This is a genomic window from Limnochorda sp. L945t (assembly GCF_035593305.1).
Taxonomy (GTDB): domain Bacteria; phylum Bacillota; class Limnochordia; order Limnochordales; family Geochordaceae; genus Carboxydichorda; species Carboxydichorda subterranea.
Window position 1 is genome coordinate 1,283,017 of the sequence record NZ_CP141615.1, and the last position, 25,926, is coordinate 1,308,942.

The 25,926-nt window shown below is 69.5% G+C and carries 28 protein-coding genes and 1 pseudogene; 7 read left to right on the forward strand and 22 right to left on the reverse strand.

Annotated features, from left to right (window positions below; genetic code table 11):
- Positions 1-42: 42 nt before the first annotated feature.
- The 22 genes and pseudogenes from ytfJ to rimO form a co-directional block, all read right to left on the reverse strand.
- Positions 43-438: pseudogene (ytfJ, locus tag U7230_RS06075) on the reverse strand (GerW family sporulation protein); the annotation flags it as partial.
- Positions 425-1,051 carry an SMC-Scp complex subunit ScpB gene (scpB, locus tag U7230_RS06080; protein WP_324717840.1) on the reverse strand — a complete coding sequence of 209 codons (627 nt, stop codon included), beginning with the start codon at positions 1,049-1,051 and terminating at the stop codon, positions 425-427. The pseudogene ytfJ and the gene scpB, both read right to left, overlap by 14 nt.
- Complete coding sequence (locus U7230_RS06085) at positions 1,033-1,812, reverse strand: hypothetical protein (RefSeq protein WP_324717841.1); 780 nt, start codon at positions 1,810-1,812, stop codon at positions 1,033-1,035. The genes scpB and U7230_RS06085 overlap by 19 nt, the downstream gene beginning before the upstream one ends.
- Before the next feature lie 5 nt (positions 1,813-1,817).
- Positions 1,818-2,480, reverse strand: a complete 663-nt coding sequence (locus U7230_RS06090) for a site-2 protease family protein (RefSeq protein WP_324717842.1) — start codon at positions 2,478-2,480, stop codon at positions 1,818-1,820.
- Positions 2,481-2,514: 34 nt separating this feature from the next.
- Positions 2,515-3,840, reverse strand: coding sequence for a diaminopimelate decarboxylase (gene lysA, locus U7230_RS06095; protein WP_324717843.1), 1,326 nt, complete (start codon positions 3,838-3,840; stop codon positions 2,515-2,517).
- 125 nt (positions 3,841-3,965) lie between these two features.
- A complete protein-coding gene (locus U7230_RS06100) occupies positions 3,966-5,543 on the reverse strand; it encodes a spore germination protein (RefSeq protein ID WP_324717844.1) in 1,578 nt (525 codons plus the stop codon).
- A gap of 48 nt (positions 5,544-5,591) precedes the next feature.
- Positions 5,592-5,924 carry a phage holin family protein gene (locus U7230_RS06105; RefSeq protein ID WP_324717845.1) on the reverse strand — a complete coding sequence of 111 codons (333 nt, stop codon included), beginning with the start codon at positions 5,922-5,924 and terminating at the stop codon, positions 5,592-5,594.
- An 81-nt stretch (positions 5,925-6,005) separates the two neighbouring features.
- On the reverse strand, positions 6,006-6,356 hold the full coding sequence (locus tag U7230_RS06110) for a SpoVA/SpoVAEb family sporulation membrane protein (protein ID WP_324717846.1): 351 nt from the start codon (positions 6,354-6,356) through the stop codon (positions 6,006-6,008).
- 21 nt (positions 6,357-6,377) lie between these two features.
- On the reverse strand, positions 6,378-7,448 hold the full coding sequence (gene spoVAD, locus U7230_RS06115; RefSeq protein ID WP_324717847.1) for a stage V sporulation protein AD: 1,071 nt from the start codon (positions 7,446-7,448) through the stop codon (positions 6,378-6,380).
- Positions 7,449-7,455: 7 nt separating this feature from the next.
- A complete protein-coding gene (spoVAC, locus tag U7230_RS06120) occupies positions 7,456-7,923 on the reverse strand; it encodes a stage V sporulation protein AC (RefSeq protein ID WP_324717848.1) in 468 nt (155 codons plus the stop codon).
- 21 nt (positions 7,924-7,944) lie between these two features.
- Positions 7,945-8,160, reverse strand: coding sequence for a dodecin family protein (locus U7230_RS06125; RefSeq protein WP_324717849.1), 216 nt, complete (start codon positions 8,158-8,160; stop codon positions 7,945-7,947).
- Between the two features lie 118 nt (positions 8,161-8,278).
- Positions 8,279-9,064: a TIGR00282 family metallophosphoesterase gene (locus U7230_RS06130; protein ID WP_324717850.1), complete on the reverse strand. Its 786-nt coding sequence runs from the start codon at positions 9,062-9,064 to the stop codon at positions 8,279-8,281.
- Between the two features lie 31 nt (positions 9,065-9,095).
- Complete coding sequence (locus U7230_RS06135; RefSeq protein ID WP_324717851.1) at positions 9,096-9,671, reverse strand: hypothetical protein; 576 nt, start codon at positions 9,669-9,671, stop codon at positions 9,096-9,098.
- A gap of 225 nt (positions 9,672-9,896) precedes the next feature.
- On the reverse strand, positions 9,897-11,444 hold the full coding sequence (rny, locus tag U7230_RS06140; protein WP_324717852.1) for a ribonuclease Y: 1,548 nt from the start codon (positions 11,442-11,444) through the stop codon (positions 9,897-9,899).
- Between the two features lie 218 nt (positions 11,445-11,662).
- Positions 11,663-12,340: a regulatory protein RecX gene (locus tag U7230_RS06145; protein WP_324717853.1), complete on the reverse strand. Its 678-nt coding sequence runs from the start codon at positions 12,338-12,340 to the stop codon at positions 11,663-11,665.
- A gap of 27 nt (positions 12,341-12,367) precedes the next feature.
- A complete protein-coding gene (gene recA / locus U7230_RS06150; RefSeq protein WP_324717854.1) occupies positions 12,368-13,528 on the reverse strand; it encodes a recombinase RecA in 1,161 nt (386 codons plus the stop codon).
- Between the two features lie 3 nt (positions 13,529-13,531).
- A complete protein-coding gene (thpR, locus tag U7230_RS06155; protein ID WP_324717855.1) occupies positions 13,532-14,113 on the reverse strand; it encodes an RNA 2',3'-cyclic phosphodiesterase in 582 nt (193 codons plus the stop codon).
- Positions 14,114-14,160: 47 nt separating this feature from the next.
- Positions 14,161-15,651: a metallophosphoesterase family protein gene (locus U7230_RS06160; RefSeq protein ID WP_324717856.1), complete on the reverse strand. Its 1,491-nt coding sequence runs from the start codon at positions 15,649-15,651 to the stop codon at positions 14,161-14,163.
- Positions 15,638-16,891: a competence/damage-inducible protein A gene (locus U7230_RS06165; protein WP_324717857.1), complete on the reverse strand. Its 1,254-nt coding sequence runs from the start codon at positions 16,889-16,891 to the stop codon at positions 15,638-15,640. Before U7230_RS06165 ends, U7230_RS06160 begins: the two co-directional genes overlap by 14 nt.
- Positions 16,892-16,931: 40 nt before the next feature.
- A complete protein-coding gene (locus tag U7230_RS06170) occupies positions 16,932-18,434 on the reverse strand; it encodes an AAA family ATPase (RefSeq protein ID WP_324717858.1) in 1,503 nt (500 codons plus the stop codon).
- Positions 18,431-19,093: a hypothetical protein gene (locus U7230_RS06175; RefSeq protein WP_324717859.1), complete on the reverse strand. Its 663-nt coding sequence runs from the start codon at positions 19,091-19,093 to the stop codon at positions 18,431-18,433. The genes U7230_RS06170 and U7230_RS06175 overlap by 4 nt, the downstream gene beginning before the upstream one ends.
- A gap of 111 nt (positions 19,094-19,204) precedes the next feature.
- Positions 19,205-20,572 (reverse strand): 30S ribosomal protein S12 methylthiotransferase RimO, encoded by a 1,368-nt coding sequence (gene rimO / locus U7230_RS06180; protein WP_324717860.1) that lies wholly within the window; start codon positions 20,570-20,572, stop codon positions 19,205-19,207.
- A gap of 293 nt (positions 20,573-20,865) precedes the next feature.
- Between rimO and U7230_RS06185 the strand changes: the two genes are divergently transcribed.
- From U7230_RS06185 to nuoK, 7 genes are read left to right on the forward strand one after another with little or no spacing between them, the layout of a single operon-like run.
- Positions 20,866-21,219 carry an NADH-quinone oxidoreductase subunit A gene (locus U7230_RS06185; protein ID WP_324717861.1) on the forward strand — a complete coding sequence of 118 codons (354 nt, stop codon included), beginning with the start codon at positions 20,866-20,868 and terminating at the stop codon, positions 21,217-21,219.
- Complete coding sequence (locus U7230_RS06190; protein WP_324717862.1) at positions 21,216-21,725, forward strand: NADH-quinone oxidoreductase subunit B; 510 nt, start codon at positions 21,216-21,218, stop codon at positions 21,723-21,725. The genes U7230_RS06185 and U7230_RS06190 overlap by 4 nt, the downstream gene beginning before the upstream one ends.
- 56 nt (positions 21,726-21,781) lie before the next feature.
- Complete coding sequence (locus U7230_RS06195) at positions 21,782-23,515, forward strand: NADH-quinone oxidoreductase subunit D (protein WP_324717863.1); 1,734 nt, start codon at positions 21,782-21,784, stop codon at positions 23,513-23,515.
- A gap of 2 nt (positions 23,516-23,517) precedes the next feature.
- Positions 23,518-24,555 carry an NADH-quinone oxidoreductase subunit NuoH gene (nuoH, locus tag U7230_RS06200; RefSeq protein ID WP_324718197.1) on the forward strand — a complete coding sequence of 346 codons (1,038 nt, stop codon included), beginning with the start codon at positions 23,518-23,520 and terminating at the stop codon, positions 24,553-24,555.
- A 29-nt stretch (positions 24,556-24,584) separates the two neighbouring features.
- Positions 24,585-25,082: a NuoI/complex I 23 kDa subunit family protein gene (locus U7230_RS06205; protein WP_324717864.1), complete on the forward strand. Its 498-nt coding sequence runs from the start codon at positions 24,585-24,587 to the stop codon at positions 25,080-25,082.
- Positions 25,079-25,621, forward strand: coding sequence for an NADH-quinone oxidoreductase subunit J (locus U7230_RS06210; RefSeq protein WP_324717865.1), 543 nt, complete (start codon positions 25,079-25,081; stop codon positions 25,619-25,621). The genes U7230_RS06205 and U7230_RS06210 overlap by 4 nt, the downstream gene beginning before the upstream one ends.
- Positions 25,621-25,926 carry an NADH-quinone oxidoreductase subunit NuoK gene (gene nuoK / locus U7230_RS06215; protein ID WP_404980646.1) on the forward strand — a complete coding sequence of 102 codons (306 nt, stop codon included), beginning with the start codon at positions 25,621-25,623 and terminating at the stop codon, positions 25,924-25,926. The genes U7230_RS06210 and nuoK overlap by 1 nt, the downstream gene beginning before the upstream one ends.

Here is a 25,926-nt window from a genome sequence, read left to right on the forward strand (position 1 = left end):
CGCCGACTGGCCGTCGACCGCGGCCGGCTGGCCGGTCCACCTCTGGATCTGGTCGAACAGCCGCGGCGCCAGGTCGAGCAGCCGATCGTAAATGGCCCGTTCGGATACCGGCAAGAGCCGTACCTGGCCCTTCCCCACCACGAGGAAGGCCACGGGGCTGAGGCTCACCCCTGCTCCGCTCCCACCCCCGAAGGGAAAGCCCGTGCGACTGCCGTCGGCGATCTCGAACTCCGAGCCGCCGGCGACGAAGCCGAAGCTCACTCGGGAGACGGGGATGATCACCGTGCCGTCCGGCGCCTCGACCGGTACGCCCAGGATCGTGTTGACGTCCACCATGGACTTGAGGCTGTCCATGGCGGTGTGCATCAGCTCGTCGATGGGATGCCGCCCCCGGTTGGACTCGGAGACCGAAGGCTGGCCGCCTTCAGGGGACTCCATCTGCCTGTTTCCCCCTCCCGTGGTGACCTTCCGTAGTTTGAGCCGCAGGTGCTCCCGCCATGCCAGCGGGTGCCCCCGGCCCGTCCAGGGGCGGAAGGTTCTCCAGGGAGGCAAGCCCGAACATCTCCAGAAAGCGGCGCGTCGTCCGGTAGTAGACGGGCCGACCCGGGCCGTCGCCCCGGTAAGCCACCTCGATGAGGCCTCGCTCGAGGAGCGTACCGAGGGGCCCCTCGCAGTTGACGCCCCGAAGGTGCTCGATGTCGGCCCGCGATACGGGTTGACGGTACGCAACGATGGCCAGCGTCTCGATGGCGGCTTTGGAGAGCACGGGACGCCGGACGCCACCGGCCGCCCGCCGCACGACGCCGAAGAAGCGGGCCCGGCTCACGAGCTGGTAGCCGCCCGCCACCTCCGCCACCTGGACGCCGTGCCCGCACCGGTCGAGGTGATCCCGCAGCCCCTCGACGGCCCTGCGGGCCCCCGGCTCGTCCACCTCCAGCGCACGCGCGAGTTCCGCGATGGTAAGGGGCCGGGCCACCGAGAAAAGCGCGGCCTCGCAGGCGGCTTCCAGCGAATCGAGCGGCGGGCCGGCCGTCAGCGCTTGCGGATCCATATCCGCCCGTCCTGCTGCTGCAGCCAGACCTCGCCCACCTTGACCAGCTCCAGCACCGCCAGGAACAGCCCGATGACCTCCCCCCGATCCCCGGCCTGGGTCAAGAGGTTTTCCATGTCCACCGGGTCGTGGCCCAGCATGCTCCTCACCCGCCCAAACAGACGCGGCCAGTCCAGGCTGGGCGCGGGAGCGCCCCGGGCACGCTCGGCCATGGCCTGCCGCCCGAGCACCCGCACCAGCGCGCCCGCCAGCGCGTCTGCGCCCACGTGAGGCATGGCCTCGGGCCAGGACTGCATCCACGACTCGATGGTCCGGATGAGTTCGGACGGAGCCGGTCGGGGCTGGTGGCGGCTCCAGGCGTCCGCCTGCTCCTCGAGCAAGACGGCCGCCTCTCGGAAGCGCCGGTAGAGCTCCGCCTGGGCTTCCAGTTCGGCCGAAGGATCGGGGCCCGCCTCGTCTTCGTCCTCTGCCGGCGACAGGGCAGGCGTGGGGGCCTCGGTGACGGCCGCCTCTGCTGGAGCGACGGGGGAAGGTGCCACCAGGCGGGCCTTGACCAGCACCATCTCCGAGAGCACCCGCAACGCGTCGGCGGCCCGGTTGAGCCAGCGCTCCTGTTGCTGGAAATCCTCCGGCACGGGGCCGAGCTCCCGGATGGTCTGCTGCACGAGGTCGTCCAGCTGCAGCGCCATGGGATCCTGCTGCCCGCTCTGGAGGGCCTCCAGCAGGTCCGCCAGGTGGGCCGGCGCGCCGGTCTCTTCCACAGCCCTCATACCCTCCCGGCGCCGATGAGCATCGCCAGCACCTGGTACACGGGGCTCAGGAGCACCTGAGAAACCCCGCTCATGATGAGCAGCACCAGCACCAGCGGGCCGTACGCCTCCATCCGAGCGATCGCGATAGCCTGGCGGCTCGACACCAGCCCGGAGAGGATACGGGAACCGTCCAGCGGCGGGACGGGGATCAGGTTGAAGGCGGCCAGCCAGAGGTTGATCTCCACGCTGAACTGCAACAAGAGCCCGATCCCGCGCAAGATGCCCCACCAGGACGGGTCGACGGCGAGCGGATCGAACGCCTGGAGCAAGCCCAGGAGCAGGTTGCTCACCCAGGCCACCGTCACGTTGGCGAGCGGCCCCGCCAGCGCCACCCACATCATGCCGCGGCGCGGGTTGTGAAAGTAAGACGGGTTGACGCCCACGGGCTTGGCCCACCCGAATCGGAAGAGGAACAGCATGAGCGCTCCGATGGGGTCCAGGTGGGCCAGAGGGTTGAGGGTGAGCCTTCCTTCATAACGCGGCGTGGGATCGCCCAGGCGATACGCCACCAGCGCGTGGGCGAACTCGTGAAGGACGATGGCCGGCAGGATGGCCAGGGTCCACAAGATCAGGGTCTCGATCGTCCAGTGGCCGAATCCCAGCACCTTCGTTCTCACCCCATCAAGGACACGCGCCCGGCGTGCCACCCCATTATAGACTCCGGTTGGCCCCGAGCGTCTGGACCAGCGCGTCGCAGGCGTACTGGTCCTCGAAGCGCTCCCGCCGCACCCAAAGGCGCGCCTGGCCTTCCCGCACGGTTACCACCGCCGGCTTGGGCAGCCCGTTGTAATTGGAGGCCATCGAGTGGTGATAGGCACCGGTGGTCAGCAGGGCCACGACGTCGCCCGGCCGGACTTCCGGCAGCGCGGCCCCGTCTACCAGCACGTCCCCGGACTCGCACAGCCTGCCGGCGATCTCCACCGCTTCCGCCGGCGTGCCGTAGGGGTCCCTGGCCAGCACGGCCGTGTACCGGGCCTGGTAGAGCGCCACCCGGGGATTGTCGCTCATGCCCCCGTCGACGGCGCAGACGATCTCTCCGCCGGCGAGTCGCTTGATGGCCCCGACCCGGTACAGGGTGACGCCGGCCTCGGCGATGATGGAACGGCCCGGTTCCACGATGAGAAGCGGCATCTCCATCCCGGCCGCCGTGAAGGCCCCTTCGAGCGTTTCGGCCAGGGCCCCGATCAGATCTTCGATGGCGGGAGGCTCGTCGCCGGCGACGTAGCGCACCCCCAGGCCTCCGCCCATGTCGACCTCGTAACAGGGGGCGTCGAGCTGGCGGGCCATCTCGATGGCGAAACCGGCTACGACCCGGGCCGCCTGCCGGTACGGCTCGAGGGAGAGGATCTGCGACCCGATGTGCACGTGGTAGCCTCGCAGGTCGAGACGCGCGCTCCCTAAACAGCGCCGCACGGCCTCCCGGGCCTGCCCGCCCTCGATCGGGATGCCGAACTTGGAGTGCCGGTGCCCCGTCTGGATCGACCCGTGCGCGCCCGCCCGGATGTCGGGGAGCAGCCGCAGCAAGACGGGCACCTTGCGGGCCCCGGAGGAGGCGGCGACGCGTTCCAGCTCGTCGAGCTCCCACAGGCTGTCCACGACGATGCGGCCGACGCCGCCCTCGGCGGCGAGCCGCAGTTCCGCCGGGCTCTTGTTGTTGCCGTGAAGCACCAGCCGGGAGGCGTCCAGGCCGGCCAGCATCGCCAGCCGCCACTCTGCCTCGGAGGAGACGTCGGCGCCGAGCCCCTCCGAGCGAACGACCTGGGCCATCCCGCCCGTCCAGAAGGCCTTGGCGGCGTAGACCGCCAGTCCTCCGACCGGCTCCAGGGCCTCCCGGTACCGCCGGCAGCGGTCTCGCACCACCTGCTCGTCCACCACGTAAAGCGGGGTACCGAACTGCTCGGCCAGCTCCAGGGCATCCACGCCGCCGATGACCAGGTGGCCGGCAGGGTTGACCGTGAGTGGAAAGGGAAACGCCATGTCCTACCCCCTGCTCTCCGGCCGCGCCGTTCGCGCGGACCTGTGCCGATGGTACCACATGGCAGGGGATCGGACCTGCACGCCTCGCAACGGGCCCGCAGGAGAAGCCTGTCACGCAACGCCCTTCAGGAGGGCCCGGGGGAGGCCTCCTTCGTCTCCTTCGTAGAGGGCGAGGGAGGCTTGCTGGTGCGAACGGCCGGGATCGGATAGCGCATCAAAAGGCGCGACAGCGCCTTGCCGTCGAAGGGCGCCAGCGGCCACAGGTAAGGCAGGAAGAAGGACCGGGTGAGCGCCATCCCGTAGAGCATCAAGGTCAGGCCGGCTGCCAGACCCCACAGCCCTTGCCACGCGGCCAGGGCAATCAAGGGGTACTGGAAGAGCCTCAGGGCAAGGGCGAACTCCAGCGCCGGGGTCGTGAACGACCCGATGGCGGCCAGCGCGGAGTACAGGATGGTCTCGTTGACGAACAACCCCGTCTGCACGGCGAACTGCCCGAGGAGCACCGCACCGACGAGACCGATGGAGGTGGAGAGCGCCTCGGGGGTGTGGATGAGCGCCATCCGGATGATATCGAGCCCGAGGGTCAACAGCAGCAGCTGCAGCCAGACCGGAAAGACGCTCGGCTTGCGGGGGCCCATCCAGCCGAGCCAGGGCGGGAGATGCGGCATCTGCGAGACGAGCGCCACCCAAAGCGGCACCAGCACGACCGACATGACGATGGCGAAGAAGCGCACCCACCGCAGGTAGGTGCCCACCACCGGTGTCTGCACGTACTCCTCGGCGTGCTGGGTAAACTGCCAGACGTTGGCCGGCAGGATCATGGCGGAGGGGGCGGTGTCGACGATGACGGCGACGTACCCTTCCAGCAGATGGCTGGCCGTGACGTCAGGACGTTCGGTGTACCGGACCCTGGGAAAGGGATTGAAGCGCGAGCCCGACAGGTACTCCTCGAGGTTCTTGCTGCCCATGGGCAAGGCGTCCGCCCGTATGGAGACCAGCCGACGCCGGATCTCGTCCACCAGGTCCTTGGGCGCCAGATCCTCGACGTAGAGCAAGAAGACGTCCGTCTTGGAACGTATCCCGACCTTCAGGGCCTCGACCCGCAGATGGGGATCGCGGAGCCGGCGGCGCACCATGTTGACGTTGAGCAGGCCGGTCTCGACGAACCCTTCCCGGGAGCCGCGGGTGACCCGTTCGATGGGGGGCTCGTCCACCGACCGGGCAGGATAGCGGCGCAGGTCGATGAGGAGGATCTGGTCGACCCCCGCCACCACCAGCGCCGCCTGGCCTACCAGCACCTCGTCGGCGGCTTCCTCGGGCTTTTGGACCCACTTCACCTCGAAGTAGGAAACCAGCTTCTGTTCCAGCTGCCGGCGGGGATCGCCCTCCAGCGCGCTGGGCTCCGCCTGCATGAGCGCCTGCAGCACTCGCATGGCGGGCGTCGCCAGCATGAACCCGTCGAGGTGGATGAAGGCTCCGTCCCGCCCGGCGACCTGGATGTTGCGGACGATGATGTCGAAACTGGTCTCGGCGCCCAGCCGGGCCTTGATGGCCTGGACCCACTCGTCGAAGCGGCCGCGCTCCGCGCCGGCAGCCTGCGACCGGCCCGCCCCGTCGGCGCCGGCCCTGGATGGCCCGTCCCCAGGCGTTTGCGGCGCCAGAAGCTGTCGAGGTCGGAGGGGGCGTGGCCTCTCGAGCTTCATGGGCCGGCTTCGTTCCCTCCCGCAGGCGGCACGTTCACGGGGCGGCCCTCAGCGCAGGGCCGTGGGGACGAACATGTCCACGACGCCGATGATCAGCGCGGCCAACAGGGCCCCCAGGATGGTCACCGACATGCCCGGCACGATGAACTGGGCGGCCCAGATCACGACGGCCGATACGATGAATCCTACGATGCCCCGCCCGTACGGCGAGACGTTACGGCCGAGAAAGACCTCGACCAGCCACCCGAGGCCGGCGATGACCAGGGCGGCCAGCAGGGCGTTCCAGAAGCCCAGGGTCCGGAAGCCCGGCACGATGGCCCCTACGAACATCAGCACTACGGCCGATACCACGAATCGTACGACAGCTCGAATCCAGTCCACCCTCCAGCACCTCCAGACAGAACTCGGCACGGGTCGCCGGTAGTTTCCCCCGCCCTGGACCCCTGCTATGCCGCCCCCGCCTTACCCGCGAGGGTGGAAGATGACGGCCATGACCACCCCGAAGAGGATCGAGGCGGCCGTCACGGCGCCGGCCACCTCGAAGGTCCCCGACAGCGCGCCCCACCAGCCCTCACGCCGCAGGTGATCCACGATGCCCTTGGTGAGCACGTATCCGAAGTTGGAGACGGGCACGGCCGCGCCGGCCCCGGCGAAGCGCACCAGCGGCTCATACAGGCCGAGACCCGCCAGTGCCGCCCCCGCGACCACGTAGAGCACCATGGTGTGTCCTGCGGTGAGGCGCGTGCCGTCGATGATCAGCTGTCCGATGGCGCACAACAGGCCGCCGACGAGAAAGGCCCAGAGGTACTGCACCCGATCCCCTCCTGCCGGCCCTTACGAGACGCCAGGCCGTTCGATGGTGACGGCGTGGGCCGTTACCGGAATGCTCTCCCCTTGCAGATGGGTGGTCGGACTGTGAAGGCTGCCGGTACCGATGACCAGGACGCGGTTGACCAGGCCTTTGGCCATGGCCTTGAGGAGGTAGCCGGAGACGACGCACGCGGTGGCCCCCAGCCCGCTTCCACCGGCGTGGACGTCCTGGTGTGCGGGGTTGTACATCAGGACGCCGCAATCGCTGTGGCGCCCGTCGATGTCCAGGCCGTGGCGGTCCTTGAGCCAGTCCAGCAGGATGCGCGATCCCACCTGGCCGAGGTCGCCCGTGAGGATCCAGTCGAAATCCTCCAACCTGCGCCCCGTGTCCTGCAGGTGGCGCAGCAGGGTATCCTCCGCGGCCGGCACCATGGCGGAGCCCATGTCGTACGGATCCTTGAGCCCCATGTCCAGGATCTTCCCGAAGGTCGCGTGCGTGACGAGCAGGCTGTCGTCCGGCCCGGTGGCTGCGAGCACCACGGCTCCCGCCCCCGTGACCGTCCATTGGGCCGTGGGGGGCCGCTGGACGCCGAGCTCGGTCGGGAACCGGTACTGGCGCTCGGCAGCGTCGTGGTGGCTCGACGCCCCGACCACCGCGCGCTGGGCGAAGCCCGCGTCGACCATGGCCGCCGCCAGGGCGATGCCGCCCGCGAACCCGGCGCACGCCGAGTAGACGCCGACGTGCGGGATGGGTATCGAGCGCATGGCGAAGTTGCCGCTCACGTTCTGGTTGAGCAGGTCGGTGGTGAGGGCCAGGTCGATCTCCTGGTCCGTGAGGCCGGCCCGCTGAACGGCCTGTTGCACGGCCTCCTTCAGCATCTTGCTCTCGGTGCGCTCCCAGCAGCGCTCCCCGTAAAAAGTGTCCTCGAGGCACGTGTCCATGTAGCCGCCCATGGGGCCCTTGCACTCCATGGGCCCGGCCACGGTGAAGCCCGCCAGGATGCGCGGAGGCAGCAAGAAGCGTACGGTACCCGGGCCCATCCGCCGCTGGCCGGCGACCTGGGCGGGTGGGACCGTCAGGCTTGTGCCGGGCACCTGCCGCTCACCCCTTCGTCACCAGCCACCGGATGATCCCCACGACGACGGACGAACTGACGCCGAAGACGATCACCGGCCCGGCCACCTGGAACATCCGGGCCGCCATGCCGAAGACGTACCCCTCTCGGGCGAACTCCATGGCCGGGGCCACGATGCTGTTGGCGAAGCCCGTGACCGGTATGGCCGCCCCGGCTCCGCCGATGCGGGCGATCTGGTCGTAGACGCCCAGGCCCGTCAGCAAGGCGCCGATGAAGGCCAGGGCCACCGCTGCCCGTCCGGAGGCTTGATCCGGAGGGAGCCCCGCCCCGACGAACCAGCCGGTGAACAACTGGCCCACCAGGGCGATGATCCCGCCGACCACGAACGCCCAGAGCGCGTTGCGCAAATAGGCCGGTTTGGGCCTGCGCCGCTTGGCGAATTGCTGGTAGTCGACCTGCGTCGCCCGCCGGTGGGTCTTGGTCTGGGATGACACGAACCGGGCCCCCTTCTCGCCTCAGTCCGTGCCGTCCACTTTGAAGGCCACCTGGACGTCAGCCTTGTACTCCACGATGGAGCCGTCGGCCGGGTTGACGTTGGCCGTCCAGTTGAGCACCTCGACCCCGCTGATGTTGCGGACGGTCTTGGCCGCCTGCTTGACGGCCTGGCGGACCGCGTCCTCCCATCCCTGCTTCGACTCGCCGACGAGTTCGATGACCTTGACGACCGCCACTGGGCCACACACCCTCCACCAGGCCGGCAGGATGGCCAAAGCTTTGGCGAAGACCAAGAGGTGGCGCCGGCCACCTCCTAATGTGCGCAGCGCCGGAGGGTTCTACTCGCCGCGCTTTCTAGGCGGCGGTGAAACGGTGGATGCGCTGGATGGAGCTGGCTCGCCCGCTGGCCTCGTCCAGTTGGACCAGGGCGGCGTCCATGCGGGCCACGCCCGAGGCCACCTCGAACCGGTGGGGCAGGCCCGAGAGGAGGTGGCGGAGCACGCCCTCCCGCTCCATCCCGATCACCCCGTCCCGCGGCCCCGTCATGCCGAGGTCGGTGAGGTACGCCGTGCCGCGGGGGAGGACCCGCTCGTCGGCGGTGGGCACGTGCGTGTGGGTACCGAAGACTACCGTGGCCCGCCCGTCGAGGAACCACCCCATGGCCACCTTCTCGGCGGTCGCCTCGGCGTGGAAGTCGACGACGACCACCGGCGTCTCCCGCCGCAGCTCTTCGACCAGCCGGTCCGCCGTCCGGAAAGGGCAGTCCAGAGCCGACATGAAGGTGCGCCCCATGAGGTTGAGCACGGCGACCGGGACCCCGCCCGGCGAACGCACCACGACGCTGCCGCGACCCGGGGCGCCGGGCGGGAAATTGGCAGGCCGGACCAGCTGGGGAGCATGGTCGATGAAGGCCAGCACTTCCTTGCGGTCCCACACGTGGTTGCCCGTGGTGACCACGTGGGCGCCCGCGTCGAGGAGCTCCCGGTACGTGGGTTCGGTGATGCCGAAGCCGCCGGCGGCGTTTTCCCCGTTGACCACCACGAAGTCGGCTCTGAGCTCTTCGATGAGCGGGGGTAGGAGCTCCCGGATCGCGCGCCGCCCGGGGCGCCCTACGACGTCGCCGATCAGCAGGATGCGCATGCCGACGCCAAGGCCTCCGTGCCTGTCAGGCTCAGCGGTGGCGGGCCCCGGCGGATGAGGCGGGGCTCGTCACCATATCGTACACCAAAGGCTGCCCGCTGTGGCGCAATCCGATGAGGGTGTGAATGCGGCGACGGCGCTTGAGCGCTTCGAGGTGGTGAGCCAGGCGCTCCGGCGATGCTCCCTCGTCGTCGGCCACGTCGCCGGAGGGCCCCTCGCCGGAGGCGAGCGGCTCCACGACGAGCCGAGGCCCGAGCACCTGGCGCACCAGCCCGACCAGGACGTCCAGCTCCTCCACGGAGAGGGTGTCGAGGTCTCGCTGGATCGTCAGCTGCGTGTATCCGAGGACGAAGCTCCGGCGGCAGCGCAGGCTGCCGGCCGGGATGGAGAGGAGCGCCCCTATTGCCTCTCCGGCCCGCTGGAGCTGGGTCCTCAGGTGCATGAACTGGCCTGTCCCGATCTCGCCATCTGCGAGGAACGTGAGCTCGATGAGCCGCTTGCGGGCGAGGTAGCGGACCGTGAGGACCTCGTGGTAACGCTCGAGCAGCATGGCCAGGAAACTGTCGTGCGAATCTCCGGCGACGGCGTGCGACGAACGCTGCTGCATCGAGACGCCTCTCTCTTCCTCGAATCGCCTCAAATGAGCGCAGGTAGCCTTCGTCGCCCGCGGCTGGTTCCCCTGGCAGGGCGGACAGGGAATTGGAGGCACCGGTAGCCTGCCCGGGCGCGTGGCCTGGGCCTTCGCGGCCAAAGACGCCCGCGGACGCGCGAAGCCCCTGCCGTCGCCTTCGGGCGGCAGGGGCTCCTCGTGATCCCTCATGTCGCGGCCGGGTCAGCGGGCGTACTCCACCGCCCGCGTCTCCCGGATGACGGTCACTTTGATCTGGCCCGGATACTCCATCTCCTGCTCGATGCGCTTGCTGATGTCCTTGGCCATCTTGGTGGCCATGGCGTCGTCGATCCGCTCGGGCTTGACGATGACCCGGATCTCCCGGCCAGCCTGGATGGCATACGCCTTTTCCACGCCCTCGAAGGAATCGGCAATGGCCTCCAGCTTCTCCAGGCGCTTGATGTACGACTCCAGCGTCTCGCGCCGGGCACCCGGGCGGGCCGCAGAAATGGCGTCGGCGGCCGTCACCAGGACGGCCTCGACGCTCTGCGGCTCATAGTCGCCGTGGTGGCAGGCCATGGCATGGATCACTTCCGGCGACTCCCGGTACCGGCGCAACAGCTCGATCCCGATCTGCAGGTGCCCGCCTTCGACCTCGTGGGAAACGGCCTTGCCGATGTCGTGCAACAGGCCGGCCCTGCGGGCGACGTCCACGTTGGCCCCCAGCTCCGAAGCCATCAGCCCAGCCAGGTAGGCCACTTCCAGCGAGTGCTTGAGCACGTTTTGCCCGTAACTCGTCCGGAACTTCAACCGTCCCAGCAGCTTGATCAGCTCCGGATGGAGGTTGGGCACCTTGGCCTCGAAGGCAGCCTGCTCGCCGTACTCGCGGATGATGGCGTCGACTTCCTTCTGAGCCTTCTCGACCATCTCCTCGATCCGGGCCGGGTGGATGCGCCCGTCGGCCACCAGCCGTTCGAGGGCCAGCCGGGCCACCTCTCGCCGTACCGGATCGAAGCCGGAGAGGATGACCGCCTCCGGCGTGTCGTCGATGATGAGGTCGATGCCGGTCAAGGTCTCGAGCGTTCGGATGTTACGCCCTTCCCGGCCGATGATCCGCCCCTTCATCTCGTCGTTGGGCAAGTTGACCACCGAAACGGTGATCTCGGCGACGTGATCCACCGCGCAGCGCTGGATGGCCTGCGCGATGATCTCCTTCGCCTTCCGGTCAGCCTGCTCTTTGGCCTGCTCTTCCGCCTCCCGGATCATCCGTGCCACGTCCCGCTGGATCTCCGCCTCGACGTCTTTGATCAGCTCCTGGCGGGCCTCTTCGGTGGTCATGTTGGCGACCCGCTCCAGCTCGGCTCGCCGGCGCCGCAGCAACTCCTCGGCCTGGGCCATGGCGTTGTCCACGGACGCAGCTTTGCGGGCAAGGGCCTGCTCCCGCTGGTCCAGACCCTCGAGCTTGCGCTCCAACAGCTCTTCCCGCTGGAGCAACCGCCGCTCGACCTGCTGGAGCTCGGCTCGCTCCTGGCGGAGCTCTCGCTCCGCCTCGAGCCGCAGCCGGTGGGCCTCTTCCTTGGCCTCCAGCAAGGCCTCACGCTTCTTCGCCTCGGCGGTCTTCTCGGCCTCTTCGATGATCGCCTTGCCCCGGGCCTCGAGGCCCCCGATGCGGGCCTCGAAGGTCACCTTGCGAACCGTGTAGCCCGCGGCGAAGGCGCCCGCAGCAATCAGCGCGATCAGCGCGATGACCAGCGCGGAAATCCGCGACACCCCCTTCACTTGTCAAGGTGCGGACTGCCGGGCGGCCTGCCGCCCCGCAGCCATCGCGATCACACGCCTGCGAATGCACAAAAAGCCGAGGGGACACCCACTCGGCTGCCGGCAGGCGTCAATTGTCGCCGCAGGAAACTCACACTTCCCCGGCTTCGTTCGTATTCTAGCCTTCGCGCAATTCCGGTGTCAACGCCCACCACGACGGCTCCCGCCGCTCACGTGGCGTCGCCGGCGGTGCCGGATTCGTGGGCCGCGCGTACCGCCACCTCGCGCGCAAGCTCTTCGTCGAAGCCACGGCGCACGAGGTATCCCCACAGGCGCGCGGCCCGCTGCGCGGGCGCCAGCCGCTGCAGGTGCGCCAGCTGCCGCATGGCCAGGCGAAGCGCTGCCTCCTGTTCTCGCTCGCGGGGGTATTTCTCCGCCACGACCCGGAGCGCCACGCTCTCGTCGATCCCACGCCGCTCCATCTCCAGGAGCAGGGCCTTGCGGCCCACCGCTCCCCGCCCCACCCGCAGGTCCACCACGTCGTGGGCCAGGGCGGTGTCGTCGAGGTACCCCAGGGCGCGGACCCAGCGGACCGTGTCCTCGATCGTATCCGGGCGGAAGGGCCATGCTCCCAGGAGGCGCCGCATCTCGAGCTCGCTCCGGGCACGCTGGCCCAGGAGACGAATCGCGCGGCGGCGGGCCGTGGCCCGCTCGGCTTCCTCGAGCAACGGGGGCTCGATCTCCGGCGGCTCCGACGCGGCCTTGCCCGCGCCCTGCGAGGCCCAGGCCGTGAGCCCCAGGCTCTCCAGCGCCTCCTGATCCACGACCCAGGCCTCCTGCGACGCGGCCATCAGGCGGTACCAGCTCCGCCCCCGGCGCCGCTCCACCGACGCGATCCGGATCGCCAACCGCGCTCCCCCTCCCGGCCCGGGTCCTCATCGCCTGCCGCTGGTCACGGCCCGTTCGGCCCGGCTCCGGCGGCTCGCCGGCGCGGGCGCTCCTTCGGCGGCCGCGCCGGCAGCCGGCAGCGCCTGGGGTACGGACGAGGCTTCGGAAGTTGCGGCGGTCTTGACCGCACGCACGATCGGGGGCAGGCCGAAGTGCTGCCGGACCAGGTTTTCGATCTCGTCGGCCGTGGCGGCGTTTTGCCGCAGGAAGTCGCGCGCCTGCTCGCGCCCCTGGCCGAGCCGGGTATCGCCGTAAGAGAACCATGGCCCGCTTTTCTGGATGACGCCGGCTTCCACGCCCAGGTCCAGGATGTCCCCTTCCCGGGAGATGCCCGTCCCGTAGAGAATGTCGAACTCCGCTTCTTTGAACGGCGGCGCCAGCTTGTTCTTGACGACCTTGACCTTGGCCCGCATCCCGATGTTGTCGGTGCCTTGCTTGAGCACCTCCACCCGGCGGATGTCGCACCGGATGGTGGCGTAAAACTTGAGGGCCCTCCCCCCGGGAGTGGTCTCGGGGTTGCCGAACATGACCCCTACCTTTTCCCGGATCTGGTTGGTGAAGACCACGGTGGTCCGCGACCGGGAGATGGCCCCGGTCAGCTTGCGCAGCGCCTGGGACATGAGCCGCGCCTGAAGCCCCACGTGGGCGTCGCCCATCTCGCCCTCCAGCTCCGCCCGCGGGGCAAGGGCCGCCACCGAGTCGATGACGACCACGTCGACCGCTCCGCTGCGCACCAGCGCCTCCGTGATCTCCAGCGCCTGCTCCGCGCTGTCCGGCTGGGAGATCAGGAGGTTGTCCACGTCGACGCCCAGGCGACGGGCGTACCGGGGATCCTGGGCATGCTCGGCGTCGATGAAGGCGGCGATCCCTCCGGCTTTCTGCGCCTCCGCCATGATGTGGAGGGCCAGCGTCGTCTTGCCCGACGACTCGGGGCCGAAGATCTCCACCACCCGCCCGCGGGGCACTCCGCCGATGCCCAAGGCGATGTCGAGGGCGAGCGAGCCGGTCGGGATCACGTCGACGTGCTCCGTCTGGGTCTCGCCCATGCGCATGATCGAGCCTTTGCCGTGCTGCTTCTCTATCTGGGAGATCGCGCCTTCCAGCGCCTTCTGGCGCTCCAGCGCGTCCTGTGCCGTAGGAGTGGTCATGCTTTACTCGTCCCTCCCTGCCCGGATGGGGGCGGAAAACAGGGGTGTATGGATGGGCCCCCTGGCGGTGAGCGTGCTCGCCATGACGGTCACCTCGCGCACCACCATGCTGCCACACGCTGCGGGAGGTCGCCGCTCTCCGAGCGCCGCCGCCACGCCCTGCCCCGGAGCGCCGTCCCGCAGCCGCCCCAGGGTCAGATGGGCCGAGAACGGTTTGTCCGCCGGCCCCAGCCCTCGAGCCACCAGCGCCTGCTCCAGGTGGGCCGCCAGCTCGACCAGCCGGCGCGCGGCCTCGGGGGGCTCCACCCCGATCCAGAGGACACGAGGCCGCTCCAGGCTGGGAAAGGCGCCGACCGCCCCGGTCGACAAGCGGAAGCGCCGCGCTGCGCTGCACGCCTCGCCGGCGGCGTCGAACACCCGCTGCCTGGCCTGTTCGTCCAGATCTCCGAGGAACCGCAAGGTGAAATGGTACTGAGCGGGGTCGACCCAGCGCACGTGCCGTGCCGCGGGCCCCATTGCGGCCCGCAGGCTTTCGACGTACGCGGCAATGCAGTCGCGCATGGCTTCGTCCACAAGAACCGCCACGAACGTACGCAACCGCTCGTTGCTCGCGACCGCTCACTCTCCTCGTGCTACCGGCCTGCGCCCGTCCCGTTCATCGGTTCCACGCTGCTCGCCTTTTCCCCTTGCTCGGCCAGGACGAGGTGGCGTTCCATGGAAAACTCGCCGGAGACGGCGTCCAACCGCACCTCGTCCACCGCCCACAGCCTCGGTCGCCCCGACCCCATGTCGAACCGCAGCAGGGCAAGGGTGAACGTCAAGGGCGCGCCGGACTGCAGTCCCCTCAGCCCCGCCGCCCCGGTGCTGCCGGCATCCACGTACGCCGTGCCGTCCACCAGGCGGAAGCTCGCCCGGTGGTCGTGGCCGAACAGCACCACCTGGGCCAGCGTGGGCGCCACGCTCTCCCCTGCCACGTTGTTATGAACCGCCACGATGTCGGCGGGCCACCCCGATCCTGCCGCGTGGGCGGGCTTTTCGAGGGCGCCCGCCAGCCGCTCGCGGATGCGGCCCGCAAGCTGGCGGGCCTGGTCGTCGCTCAGAGCATCGGGCCTGTCGTCCGCCGCGCCGGGGTCGGCCATCCCGAACACCCTCAAACCCTTGACCTCCACGACGTGCCCGTCGAGGATACGCACGTTGGGCAGGCTGCCCAGCACCTGCACCAGGCGAGGCGTATCGTGATTGCCGGGGACGAAGAGGTACGGGACCCTCAGGTCCCGGATGCGCTGGGTGAGGATGGGCTCGAGGGAAGAGCCGAGCTCCAGCATGTCGCCGGTGTCCACGACGGCGTCCACTTCGAAGTGGCGGACGACCGCGCTCAGCAGGTCGAAGGCAGCCGGGTTGTTGTGCAGGTCCGAGACGTGGGCCACCACGAGCTGCGGCCCCCGGTCCTCGTGGACCGGGATGCGGTCGAGGTGCTGGTACAACGCCAGCAGCTCGCGGGCGCTCCATTGGAGCCTGCGGCCCATGTCGCCCACGGCCTGGATGCCCATCCGGGCCAGCTCCACGATCTGGGGAGCCGCCTCGAGGGCGCCGCGGTAGGTGGGCGCCTCGAACGACGCCGCGTTCCACTGCCACGCCACGCCTGCGGCCAGGCCACCGAACAGCGCGGCGAAAGCGACGCCGCCTGCGGCCGGGACCGCCCATCCCGGGGCCCCTGCCAAGCGCAAGCCCGCCGCAGCTCCTGCCCCGGCCAGCGCCACCTGGCGGAGCGCGAAACGCCGGGCGCTATCCGACAGGAACTGCACCAGCTGCTGCTGGAGTGTCCGGTACGACTCCGGCGAGCCGGCCCGGCTGATCGCCTCGACGGCATCCGGCTCGACCCGGTCGAGCCGGATGCGCAACTGGACGGGCAGCGCGTGAGTCCGGGCCTCGACTTCCCCCAGTGGGGGTAGCTCGACCACGGTCGCGCCGCGCCTCGGGAGCCGCCATTCCACGGTCACGCTCAAGTTGCCGGGGTAGGTGTAGCGGGCGGGCAGCGCGACCGTGGCCAGGATCGCTCCCAACAGCCCGGCCGCGACCCACCGGAGCCCGCGGGCCGCCCGCCGCCCGTTACGAAGCCTCAAGCAAGAATCGCCTCAAGAGGTCGAGCGCGGCCTGGGCCGACCGCCGCTTCACCTGGATCCGGTCGCCGCCGAACACGTGACGCTCCACCCGCGTATCGCCCCGGCCGGCGACCGCCAGGTAGACCAGACCGACCGGCTTGGTGGGCGTACCCCCGCCCGGGCCGGCGATACCCGTGATCGCCAGCCCCAGGTCGGCCGCCGCCCGGGCGGCCACCCCCCTGGCCATGGCCAGCGCGCAGGGCTCGCTCACCGCCCCGTGCTCGCTCAAGATCCGGGCATCGACGCCCAGGTGCCGCATCTTGGCCTCGTTGCTGTAAACCACCAGGTCTTCCACGAGGCATTCGGAGACGCCGGGCACGTTGGTCAACCGGTCGCCGACCAGGCCCCCCGTGCACGACTCCGCTACGGCGAGGCGGGCCGAAGCGCGGCGCAGGAGGTCGACGACCACGCTTTCCAGGGTCTGGTCGTCGAAGCCGTAGACGGCGTCCCGGAGCCGGCGCAGGGCCTCTCGTTCGACGGGGGCGAGAAGGGCGCGAGCCGCCTGCTCGTCGGGGGCTCGGGCCGTGATCCGCACGTGCACCTCGCCTGTCCCGGCATACGTGGCCACGGTGGGATTGGAGCGACCGTGCAGGAGATCCTGGAGCGCTTGCTCTACGGCTGCCTCGCCCGGCCCGGTCACCCGAAGCACGCGGGAGAGGATGACCCCGCTCTGCCCGGCCCGGCGGGCCCTCTCCTGCAGGTAGGGAACGACCCAGCTCCTGGTCATGGCCTCGAGCTCGGCGGGCACGCCGGGCAGGGCGACGATCGCCCGGCCGTCTCCCTCCCACGCGAATCCCGGAGCGGTGCCGACCGGGTTGGGAATGACCCGGGAGCCCCGGGGGACGAGCGCCTGGCGACGCTGGCTCGCCAGCATCTCTCTGCCCAGGCGCCGGAAGTAGGCCTCTACCTGGTCCAGGGCCTCGGCGGAGAGCTCCAAGGGGACCCCGGCCGCGCCCGCGACGACTTCCCGGGTCACGTCGTCCTCCGTCGGGCCCAGCCCCCCGGAGACCAGCACGACGTCCGAGCGCCCCAGGGCAAGGGAGACCGCCTCGACGGCCCGCTGGTAGTTGTCGCCCACCGTCTGCCGGAAGTGCGCGTCGTACCCCACGGCGCTCAATATCCGGGCCAGATACGCGGCGTTGGTGTCCACGATCTGCCCCAGCAACAGCTCCGTCCCGATGGTCACGATCTCGGCCCGCACGGCACCCTCCCCCGCCCCGCACGCTGAGCGATCTCGCGGTTCACGCCGTCTTCGAGGGGGTCGCCTCGGTGACCTCGCGCAGCCATGCCCGCAGTTCGTCTCCGGAAAGCCGCTCGACGTCCGCCAGGCGCTCGGCTGCCTGCGTGAGCACGGGCCGGCTCTCGGACAAGAGCTCCCGTACCCGGCTCTCCTGGGCGGACAAGATGCCGGCCACGGCCTGGTGCAGGGAATCTCCCGGCACGTGGTCCTTGGAGACGACGCCCAGGGGCGACATGCCGGCGTAGACCATCTGGCGCGCCAGCTCCGTCGCCTTTTCGAAGTCGTTCATGGCGCCGGTGCTGCGCCCGCCCAGCACCAGGTCCTCGGCCACCGCTCCCGCCAGGGCGACCGCGATACGGTCCTCCAGCTGGCGGGCGGTGTAGAGGTGGCGGTCTTCCTGCTCTGCCTGGCGCACGTAGCCCAGGGCCTGTCCCCGGGAGGTCACCGTCACCTGGGCCACCGACCCGGGCATCAGCCGCTCGCTGACCAGCGCGTGGCCCGCCTCGTGGACGGCCACCCGGTGCATCTCTTCGGCCGGAGGCCGGCGGTCGAGCCGCTCTCCCAGCATGACCTTGTCGACCGCCTCCCGCAGGTCGGCTTGCTCCAGCCGGTCGCGGCCGGCGCGCAGCGCGGCGATGGCCGCCTCGTTGACCACGGCCTCCAGGTGCGCTCCGGAGAAGCCGAACGTCTCCCTGGCGATGCTCTCGAGATCGACGTCCGGAGCCAGCGGCCGGTGACGGCAATGGATCTTGAGGATCTGCAGCCGGGCCTCCCGGTCCGGCAGGTCCACGCGCACGATCCGGTCGAACCGCCCGGGGCGCATCAACGCCGAGTCCAGCAGGTCCATCCGGTTGGTCGCGCCGATGACCAGCACCTGCACGTCAGGGGTGCGCACCATGCCGTCCATCTCCACCAGCAGCTGGTTGAGCGTCTGGTCGTACTCCAGATGGCTCGTGTGGCGGCCCCGCTGGCCCCCCAGGACCTCCAGCTCGTCGATGAAGATGACCGCCGTGCGGCTCTTGCGCTCCCGGGCGAGGGCCCGGGCCTTGCGAAAGAGCTCCCGCACGCGCTGGGCCCCCACGCCCGCGTACATCTCCACGAACTGCGAGCCGCTGGCCACCAGGAAGGCCGCGTCGGTGTAACCTGCGGCGGCTCGCGCCATCATGGTCTTGCCGGTGCCCGGGGGGCCGGCCAGCAGGATGCCCCGCAGCGGCCGGATGCCCAGTTGCTTGACCTTCTCGGCGTCCCGTACGAACTCGAGGGCCTCGATGAGCTCTCGCTTGGCCATCTCGTGGCCCCCGATATCGTCGAAGGTCACGTTCGAGCCCTCCGCTCCGCCCTCCACGACGCCGAACCGCCGGCCCAAGAGCTTCCCGTCCGCGGCCAGCAACCGTACCGCGACCAGCGCCGCGCCCAGCACCAAGAGGGGCCACAGGTTGACCCCGTTGAGCGCCGCGAACACGAGCGAGGCGGCGACGAGCCCCGCCGCGATTTCCCGTATCATCGCGCCTCACCACCCCGCGGCGGACCGCCGGCCGCCAGCTCTTGGACGGCCTCCATGCCCACGACCCGCACCGGAAGCGAAGCGAGGGTGCCCGGGCCGGGGGCAGGGTTTTGCGGGCGGGGTACGACCTCGTACAGGTACCCGCCGTCCGGGCTCTGCAACATCACGTACACCGAGGTGCCGTCGGCGAAGATCCCGCCGACCTCGATGCCGAGCTCCCGGGCCCGGGCGCGCACCCGCTGGGCCATCTCCGTGAAGGCGCCCGTCGAAGCCCCCTCGTGCAGCGCCAGAGAAAGCTCCCGCGAAGCGGCGGACAGGGCCGGAGTGCGGCCGTCCACCAGGACGATCTCGTCCACCCGGCCCAGCCTGCCCGAAGCTGCCGCCCGCCGGATCGCGTCGACCGTGCCCGGCAGGTCGTCCACCGGCTGCAACCGGACCCACAAGGCCCGCGCGCCTCCGTCCGGCGCAATCCAGGCGCGCTCGACCCCTTCGGTCGAACGTAGTTGGTCCAGCACCGGCGCCTGCTGGTACCGGTCGAACCACCGCTGCCCGAATGCCATGCCGCTGAGTCCTACCACGAACGCCAGGGCCACGACGGGCCACTGCCACCGCTTGTTCTTCTCCATAGGCCGTAGCCAACGAAAAAGGGCCGCGGACACTCACTGCGGCCCTCCCGGCTGGAGATGGCTAACCCCCAAACCCCGACTCGCCATCCGTTGCGGTGTTCGATGAGCTGCCGGTCTACCCACACCGGCGCGCCGACCATTATATCAGGAAGTCACGGCCACCTCCAAGCTCGTGGCGAGCTCGGCTTCGAAGTCGTACCCGCGCATCCCTGCCAGCCGTGCGCTCACCATCTCCCCCGGCCCCGCCCTTGCCACTTTCAGCCACGTCACCCCGTCCACCTCGGGCGCCTGGTAGGGCGTACGGCCTTGCCACCGCATCGCGCCGGCCCTGGACCTCCGGGCGGGGCGTTCCAGCAGGACGGGGACCCCGGCGCCCAGCCGCCGGCCCATGATCCGGGGCAACAGCTCCTGCTGGCGGCGCATCACGGCGGCCCGGCGCCGCCGTTTCTCGACGGCCGGCACCTGCCCGGGCAGGGAGGCCGCCGGCGTTCCCTCCTCCCGTGCGTAGGTAAACACCCCCACGTGGTCGAACCCGGCGCGCTCTACGAACTCCAGGAGCTCTTCGACGTCCCGGTCCGTCTCCCCGGGGAACCCCACGATGAACGTGGTGCGCAAGGCCACGTCCGGCATGGCCCGCCGGACCCGGTCGATCAACGCCTCGTACGCCTCGCAGTTGCCCCAGCGGCGCATGGCCCGTAGCACGCGGTCCGAGGCGTGCTGCAGCGGAAGGTCGAGGTAGCGGCATACCTGCGGGAGCTCGGCCATGGTGGCGAGGAGCTCGCCGGTGACGTGGGCCGGGTAGGCGTACAGGAGTCGGATCCAGGCGATCCCCGTGCGGGCGAGCCGGCGGAGCAGGTCGGGCAGCATGAGCCGGCCGTAGAGGTCCACGCCGTACAGCGTGGTATCCTGACCGACCAGCACCACCTCCCGCACGCCCCGCTCGGCGAGAGCGGCCACCTCGCGCTCGATGGAGTCGAGCGGCCGGCTCCGGTGCCGCCCCCGGATGCGGGGGATGGTACAGAAGGTGCAGGGATGGTCGCAACCCTCCGAGACCTTGACGTAGGCGAGGTGCCCGGGCGTGGAGAGCAGCCGGGGGATCCGGTCGTGGTACAAGAACGACGGGGCGTCGTCCGCCATCACCACGCGGTGGCCCTCCAGCACTTCGCGCACGACCTCGGCGATCAGGGGGACCTCCGCGTTGCCGATGACCGCGTCGGCCTCGGGCAGCTGGGAGGCCACCTGCACGGCGTCGAAGCGGCGCGGAAGGCAACCTGCCACCACGACATTCGACCGTGCGCCGCCGGGGCGAGCCCTGGCGCGACTGCGGGCGATCCGGAGGATCGCATCGACGGACTCACGCTGGGCCGGCTCGATGAAGCCACAGGTGTTGACGATGACCACGTCGGCTGCCTCCGGATCGGGGTGCAGGGCGAACCCCGCCTCGCGCAACAGGCCTGCCATGACCTCGCTGTCCACCAGGTTCTTGGCGCATCCCAGCGAGACGATGGCCACCGATGGCTGTCCCGCTGCTCCGCCTGGCGCGTCAGGCAAGGTCGCCGATGGGATGGAAGAAGCGTCGCCGATGGCCATTCCCTCCGTCCGTATCGAATGGGGCCGTACCTCCCAGGAGTTTGCCGGGATCGGACGAATTATACGTCGTCCCTGGGGCAGGCCGAAGCGGCTGGTCGCGGCCGACCGAGGCCCGCTCTTTCTTGACGCTGGTTTTTTGCGGAGACTATAATGCCTGTGGTTTTACGCGGCCCGACGCCGGCAGGGGCCGGAGAAGGCGCGGGGGGTGCGGCCGGTTGAGCCCGTACGTGGACGTGGCCGTTTTCTTGATAACGGCCGTTCTTTTTGTGTCCGTCACCTGGGGATTGTCGTCACTATTGCGACCTCATCACCCCTACGCCCGCAAGCTGACCACGTACGAGTGCGGCCAGGAGCCCGTGGGGGAGGCCCAGACCCGCTTCCACATTCGCTACTACATCTTCGCCCTGGTCTTCGTCATCTTCGACGTGGAGACGGTCTTCCTGTATCCGTGGGGCGTCGTGTTCCAAAGCCTGGGCTGGGCGGGCCTCATCGAGATGGCGGTCTTCATCGGCGTCCTGGTGGTAGGTCTGGTGTACGCGTGGAAGAGGAGGGTCCTCCATTGGACGTGAACGCGGCGCACTTTCCCCGGGTGTCGGACGAGATCACCGTCCCGCCCGGGATCGTGCTCACCAACTTGCGCAAGGTCATCAACTGGAGCCGCAAGTCCTCCATCTGGTACATGCTCTTCGGTATCGCGTGCTGTGCCATCGAGATGATGGCGACGGGCGCTTCGCGATATGACTTCGACCGGTTCGGGATGATCTTCCGGGCGTCGCCGAGGCAGTCGGACCTGATGATCGTCGCAGGTACGGTCAACGAGAAGATGGCAGACGTGGTCAAGCGCCTGTACGACCAGATGGCCGAGCCCCGGTGGGTACTCGCGATGGGAGCGTGCGCCGTCAACGGGGGGCCCTACTGGGGCCAGTACAACGTGGTCGACGGGGTCGATCTGGTCGTGCCCGTGGACGTCTACGTGCCGGGGTGCCCTCCCCGCCCCGAGGCCTTGCTGCACGGCGTGCTCAAGCTGCAGGAGAAGATCGCCAGGGAAGGCCTGGTGGTACCGGTCCGGGGATAGGCCTTGCGGCATGGAGAAGCGATGATCGGTCAGGTACGGGGGGCGTGAGGGCGATCATGGCGGCGGTAGGCGCGGCCATCGGGAGCGAGGCGAAGGCGGTCGAGCGGATCCGGCAACGGTATCCCGGCGTGGAGGCGCAGGTGCTCCCGTCCGGCTGGATCGAGGCACGCGTGAGCCGGGACCAGTGGCTGGAGTTCGCCCGCGGCGTGCGGGAGGATCCCGAGCTCGCCTTCGACTTCCTCTCCAACCTGTCGGCGGTCGACCGCGGCGACGCCGGGTTCGAGGTGGTGCTCCACCTGGAGGCCATGGGATCCGGCATCCAGATGGTCGCCCGGACCACCTGCCCCCGGGGCGAGGCGCGCGTGCCCAGCGTGACGTCCGTGTGGCCGACCGCCAACTGGCACGAGCGTGAGGCGTGGGACCTCATGGGGGTCCGGTTCGACGGCCACCCCGACCTGCGCCGGATCCTCTTGAAGGACAACTGGGTGGGCCACCCCCTCCGCAAGGACTACGTGGACCGCCGCCTGCCGCGCCAGCGCCAGACCCGGGCGTCGTACCGGCCTGACGATCCCAACACCACGACGTTCGATGTGCCTGCTGAGGGTGTGGCCTTGGCGGGCGACGGGGTTCACCCGGCTGGCGGCGCCCCGGTGACGCGGGTCCTGGAGGTGCCCGACACGTACAGCCCCAGGATCCCGCCCTCAGGCGTGGAGGTCAACATGGGGCCCCAGCACCCAAGTACCCACGGGGTCTTGCGCCTCCTGGCGGAGATCGATGGCGAGCGCATTGTGCGGACCGTTCCCGACATCGGTTTTCTGCACCGCTGCTTCGAGAAGATCGCCGAAAACCTTCCCTACCCCAGCGTCATCCCGTACACCGACCGGACCGACTACCTGTCCGGGATGACCAACGAGCTGGCCTACGTGCTGGCCGTGGAGCAGCTGTTCGGGATCGAGGTGCCGGCCAAGGCCCAGGCGATCCGGGTGCTGGTCGCGGAGCTGCAGCGCATCGCCAGCCATCTGGTCTGGTTCGGGTCGATGGCGCTGGACCTGGGGGCCGTGACGCCGTTCCTCTACGCCTGGAGAGAGCGAGAGAAGCTGCTGGATATCTTCGAGACGCTGTCGGGCGCCCGGATGATGTTCCACTACGTCCGCCTCGGAGGCGTCCGCAACGACCTGCCCTCCGGGCTCGACGGCCAGATCCGGAAGTTCCTGGACTCCTTCGATGCCTACCTGGCGGAGTACGACGAGATCCTGACGGGTAACCCGATCTTCCAGGCCCGTACCCGTGATGTCGCCGTGCTCCCCGCGGCCACCGCGATCGCGTACGGGGCGAGCGGGCCGGTGCTGCGCGCCTCGGGCGTCGCCTACGACTTGCGCAAGACCCACCCCTACTCGGGGTACGAGCTGTACGACTTCTCGATCCCGGTGGGCGAACGAGGAGACGTGCTCGACCGCTACACGGTCCGCATGGAGGAGATGCGCCAGAGCGCCCGCATCGCACGCCAGGCCCTCGAGGGACTGCCCGAGGGCGAGATCATGGGCAAGACGCCCCGTCGCTGGAAGGCGCCGGCAGGGGATGCCTACAGCCGGGTCGAGGCGCCACGGGGAGAGCTCGGCGTCTACGTGGTGAGCGACGGGCAGGGCGATCGCCCGTACCGGGTGCACTGGCGGGCGCCTTCGTTCGTTCACCTGCAGTTGCTGCCGGTCCTGACCCCGGGATTGTTGATCGCCGACGTCGTAGCCGTCATCGGTTCCATCGACATCGTGCTCGGGGAGGTAGACCGGTGAGCATGGTGGCCGGTGTCATCGCCCCGCCGTCGCAGTGGTATGGCCTGGCGGAGGATTACTTCGTGCGCAGCGGCTGGCCGCTGGGCCTGCTGGCCGTCGCAGCGGCGCTGGTCAAGGTGCTGCTGGTGCTCGCCTTCGTCGTGCTCAACGTGCTTTTCCTCATCTGGCTCGAGCGCAAGATCAGCGCCTGGATCCAAAACCGGCTGGGGCCGATGCGCACCGGGCCGTTCGGCTTGCTCCAGACCATGGCCGACGCGCTGAAGCTCCTGGTGAAAGAAGACGTCATCCCGGCCGGCGCCGACCGGTGGGTCTTCGTCCTTGCTCCCATCGTGACGTTCGTCCCGGCCCTGCTCATCTACGTGGTCGTGCCCTTCGGGGAGCGTCTCGTGGTGCAGGACCTCAACATCGGGGTGCTCTTCGTGGCCGCGATGACGTCGGCCATCATCCCGTCGTTCCTCATGGCGGGATGGAGCTCCAACAACAAGTGGTCCGTCTTCGGAGCGCTGCGCTCGGCAGCGCAGCTCGTGAGTTACGAGGTGCCGCTGGTGCTGGCGGTGGTGGCGGTGGTGATGCTCACCGGCAGCCTGAGCCTGGTCGACATCGTCGAGGCCCAGCGGCGGTGGGGCTGGTTCATCCTGCTGCAGCCCCTCGGCTTCCTGGTTTACTACACGGCGGCGCTGGCGGAGGCCAACCGGGCGCCCTTCGACCTGATCGAGGCGGAGTCGGAGCTCGTCGCCGGCTTCAACACCGAGTACAGCGGCATACGGTGGGCCATCTTCTTCCTGGCGGAATACGCCAACTTGCTGTCCGGATCGGCGATCGCCGCGACGCTCTACCTGGGCGGCTGGAACGGGCCGTGGCTGCCGCCGTTCGTGTGGTTCCTGATCAAGACGTACTTCTTCGTGTTCCTCGCCATGTGGATTCGCTGGACGGTTCCCCGGATCCGGGTCGACCAGCTGATGAACCTGGGTTGGAAGGTGCTGCTGCCGCTGTCGCTGGTCAACCTGGCACTGACCGGCGTGTACGTGATGGTTCGCTAGGACTCGGGAGGGTCATGGGGGGTGCAGGAGTGAACTTCCTGCGCGTGACGGGCGTTGCGCTGTGGAATACGCTGGTGGGCATGGGCGTGACGATCCGCAACATGCTCTTTCGCCCGCGCATCACCATCCAGTACCCGGACGAACGCCACGACCTGCCCGTGGGGACCCGGGGCATCCCGGTGCTCCTGTCGGACGAACAGGGCGAGCTGAAGTGCGTGGTCTGCGAGCTGTGCGAGAAGATCTGCCCGGTGCACATCATCGAGATCAAGTGGCACCGGGATGAACAGAGCCGCAAGAAGGTCCTCGACGAGTTCAACCTCGACGCGAGCCGGTGCATGTACTGCGGACTGTGCGCGGAGGTGTGCCCGGCCGAGGCCATCGCCATGTCGGATCACTACGAGATGGCCGAGTACGAGCTCTCCTCCCTGGTGTATGACAAGGAGAAGCTGCAGCAGCTCGGGCTCCCGCAGAAGACGCCGATCATCAACTTCGGAGTGAAGACGGAGGGGCAGCCGGTCAAGCGATGAGCGCCATCCAGGTCATCTACCTGCTCGTGACCGCCGCGACCCTCTTGTGCGGATACGGGGTCGTGGCGTCCTCCAGGCTCATGCACTCGGCTCTGTGGCTCGGGGCGACCTTCGTCGGCATGGCGGCCATCTTCGTGCTGCTCGACGCCGACTTCCTGGCCGCCGCCCAGATCCTCATCTACGTCGGGGCCATCACCACCATGATCCTCTTCGGCATCATGCTTTCCGACATCCGGGACCTGCGGCCCGAGCCCGGCGCCCCCGTGTGGACGAGGCTCCTGCGCCTGGTGCTGTCGCCCCGGCGGGGGCTGCTGCCGCTCCTGGCCGCGGTGGGCTTCACCGCCGCGCTGTGGGTCGTGACGGCCCGCACGCCCTGGCCGGCGGAGCCGGCCGCCGCTCCGGACAACGTGACGGCGTCCATCGGCGACGTGATGTTCAGCCAGTACGTCTTGCCCTTCGAGATCGCCTCGGTGCTGCTGCTCGTCGCGCTGGTGGGCGCCATCGTGCTGGCCATGCGGGAGGAGGTGCGGTCCCGGTGATCCCGCTCCACTGGGTGCTCGCCACGAGCGCCCTCCTGTTCGGGCTGGGGCTGTACGGAGCGCTGGCGCTGCACAACGCGGTGCGAATCCTCATGTCCATCGAGTTGATGCTCAACTCGGTCAACCTCAACCTCGTCGCCTTTTCGCGCTACCTGCACCCGGACCAGCCCAAGGGGCTGATCATGGCCATCTTCATCATGACCGTCGCGGCCGCCGAAGCGGCCGTGGGGCTCGCCATCTTCCTGATCATCGCCCGCAACCGGACCGACGTCGACGTCGACAAGATTCACCTGTTGAAGGGGTAA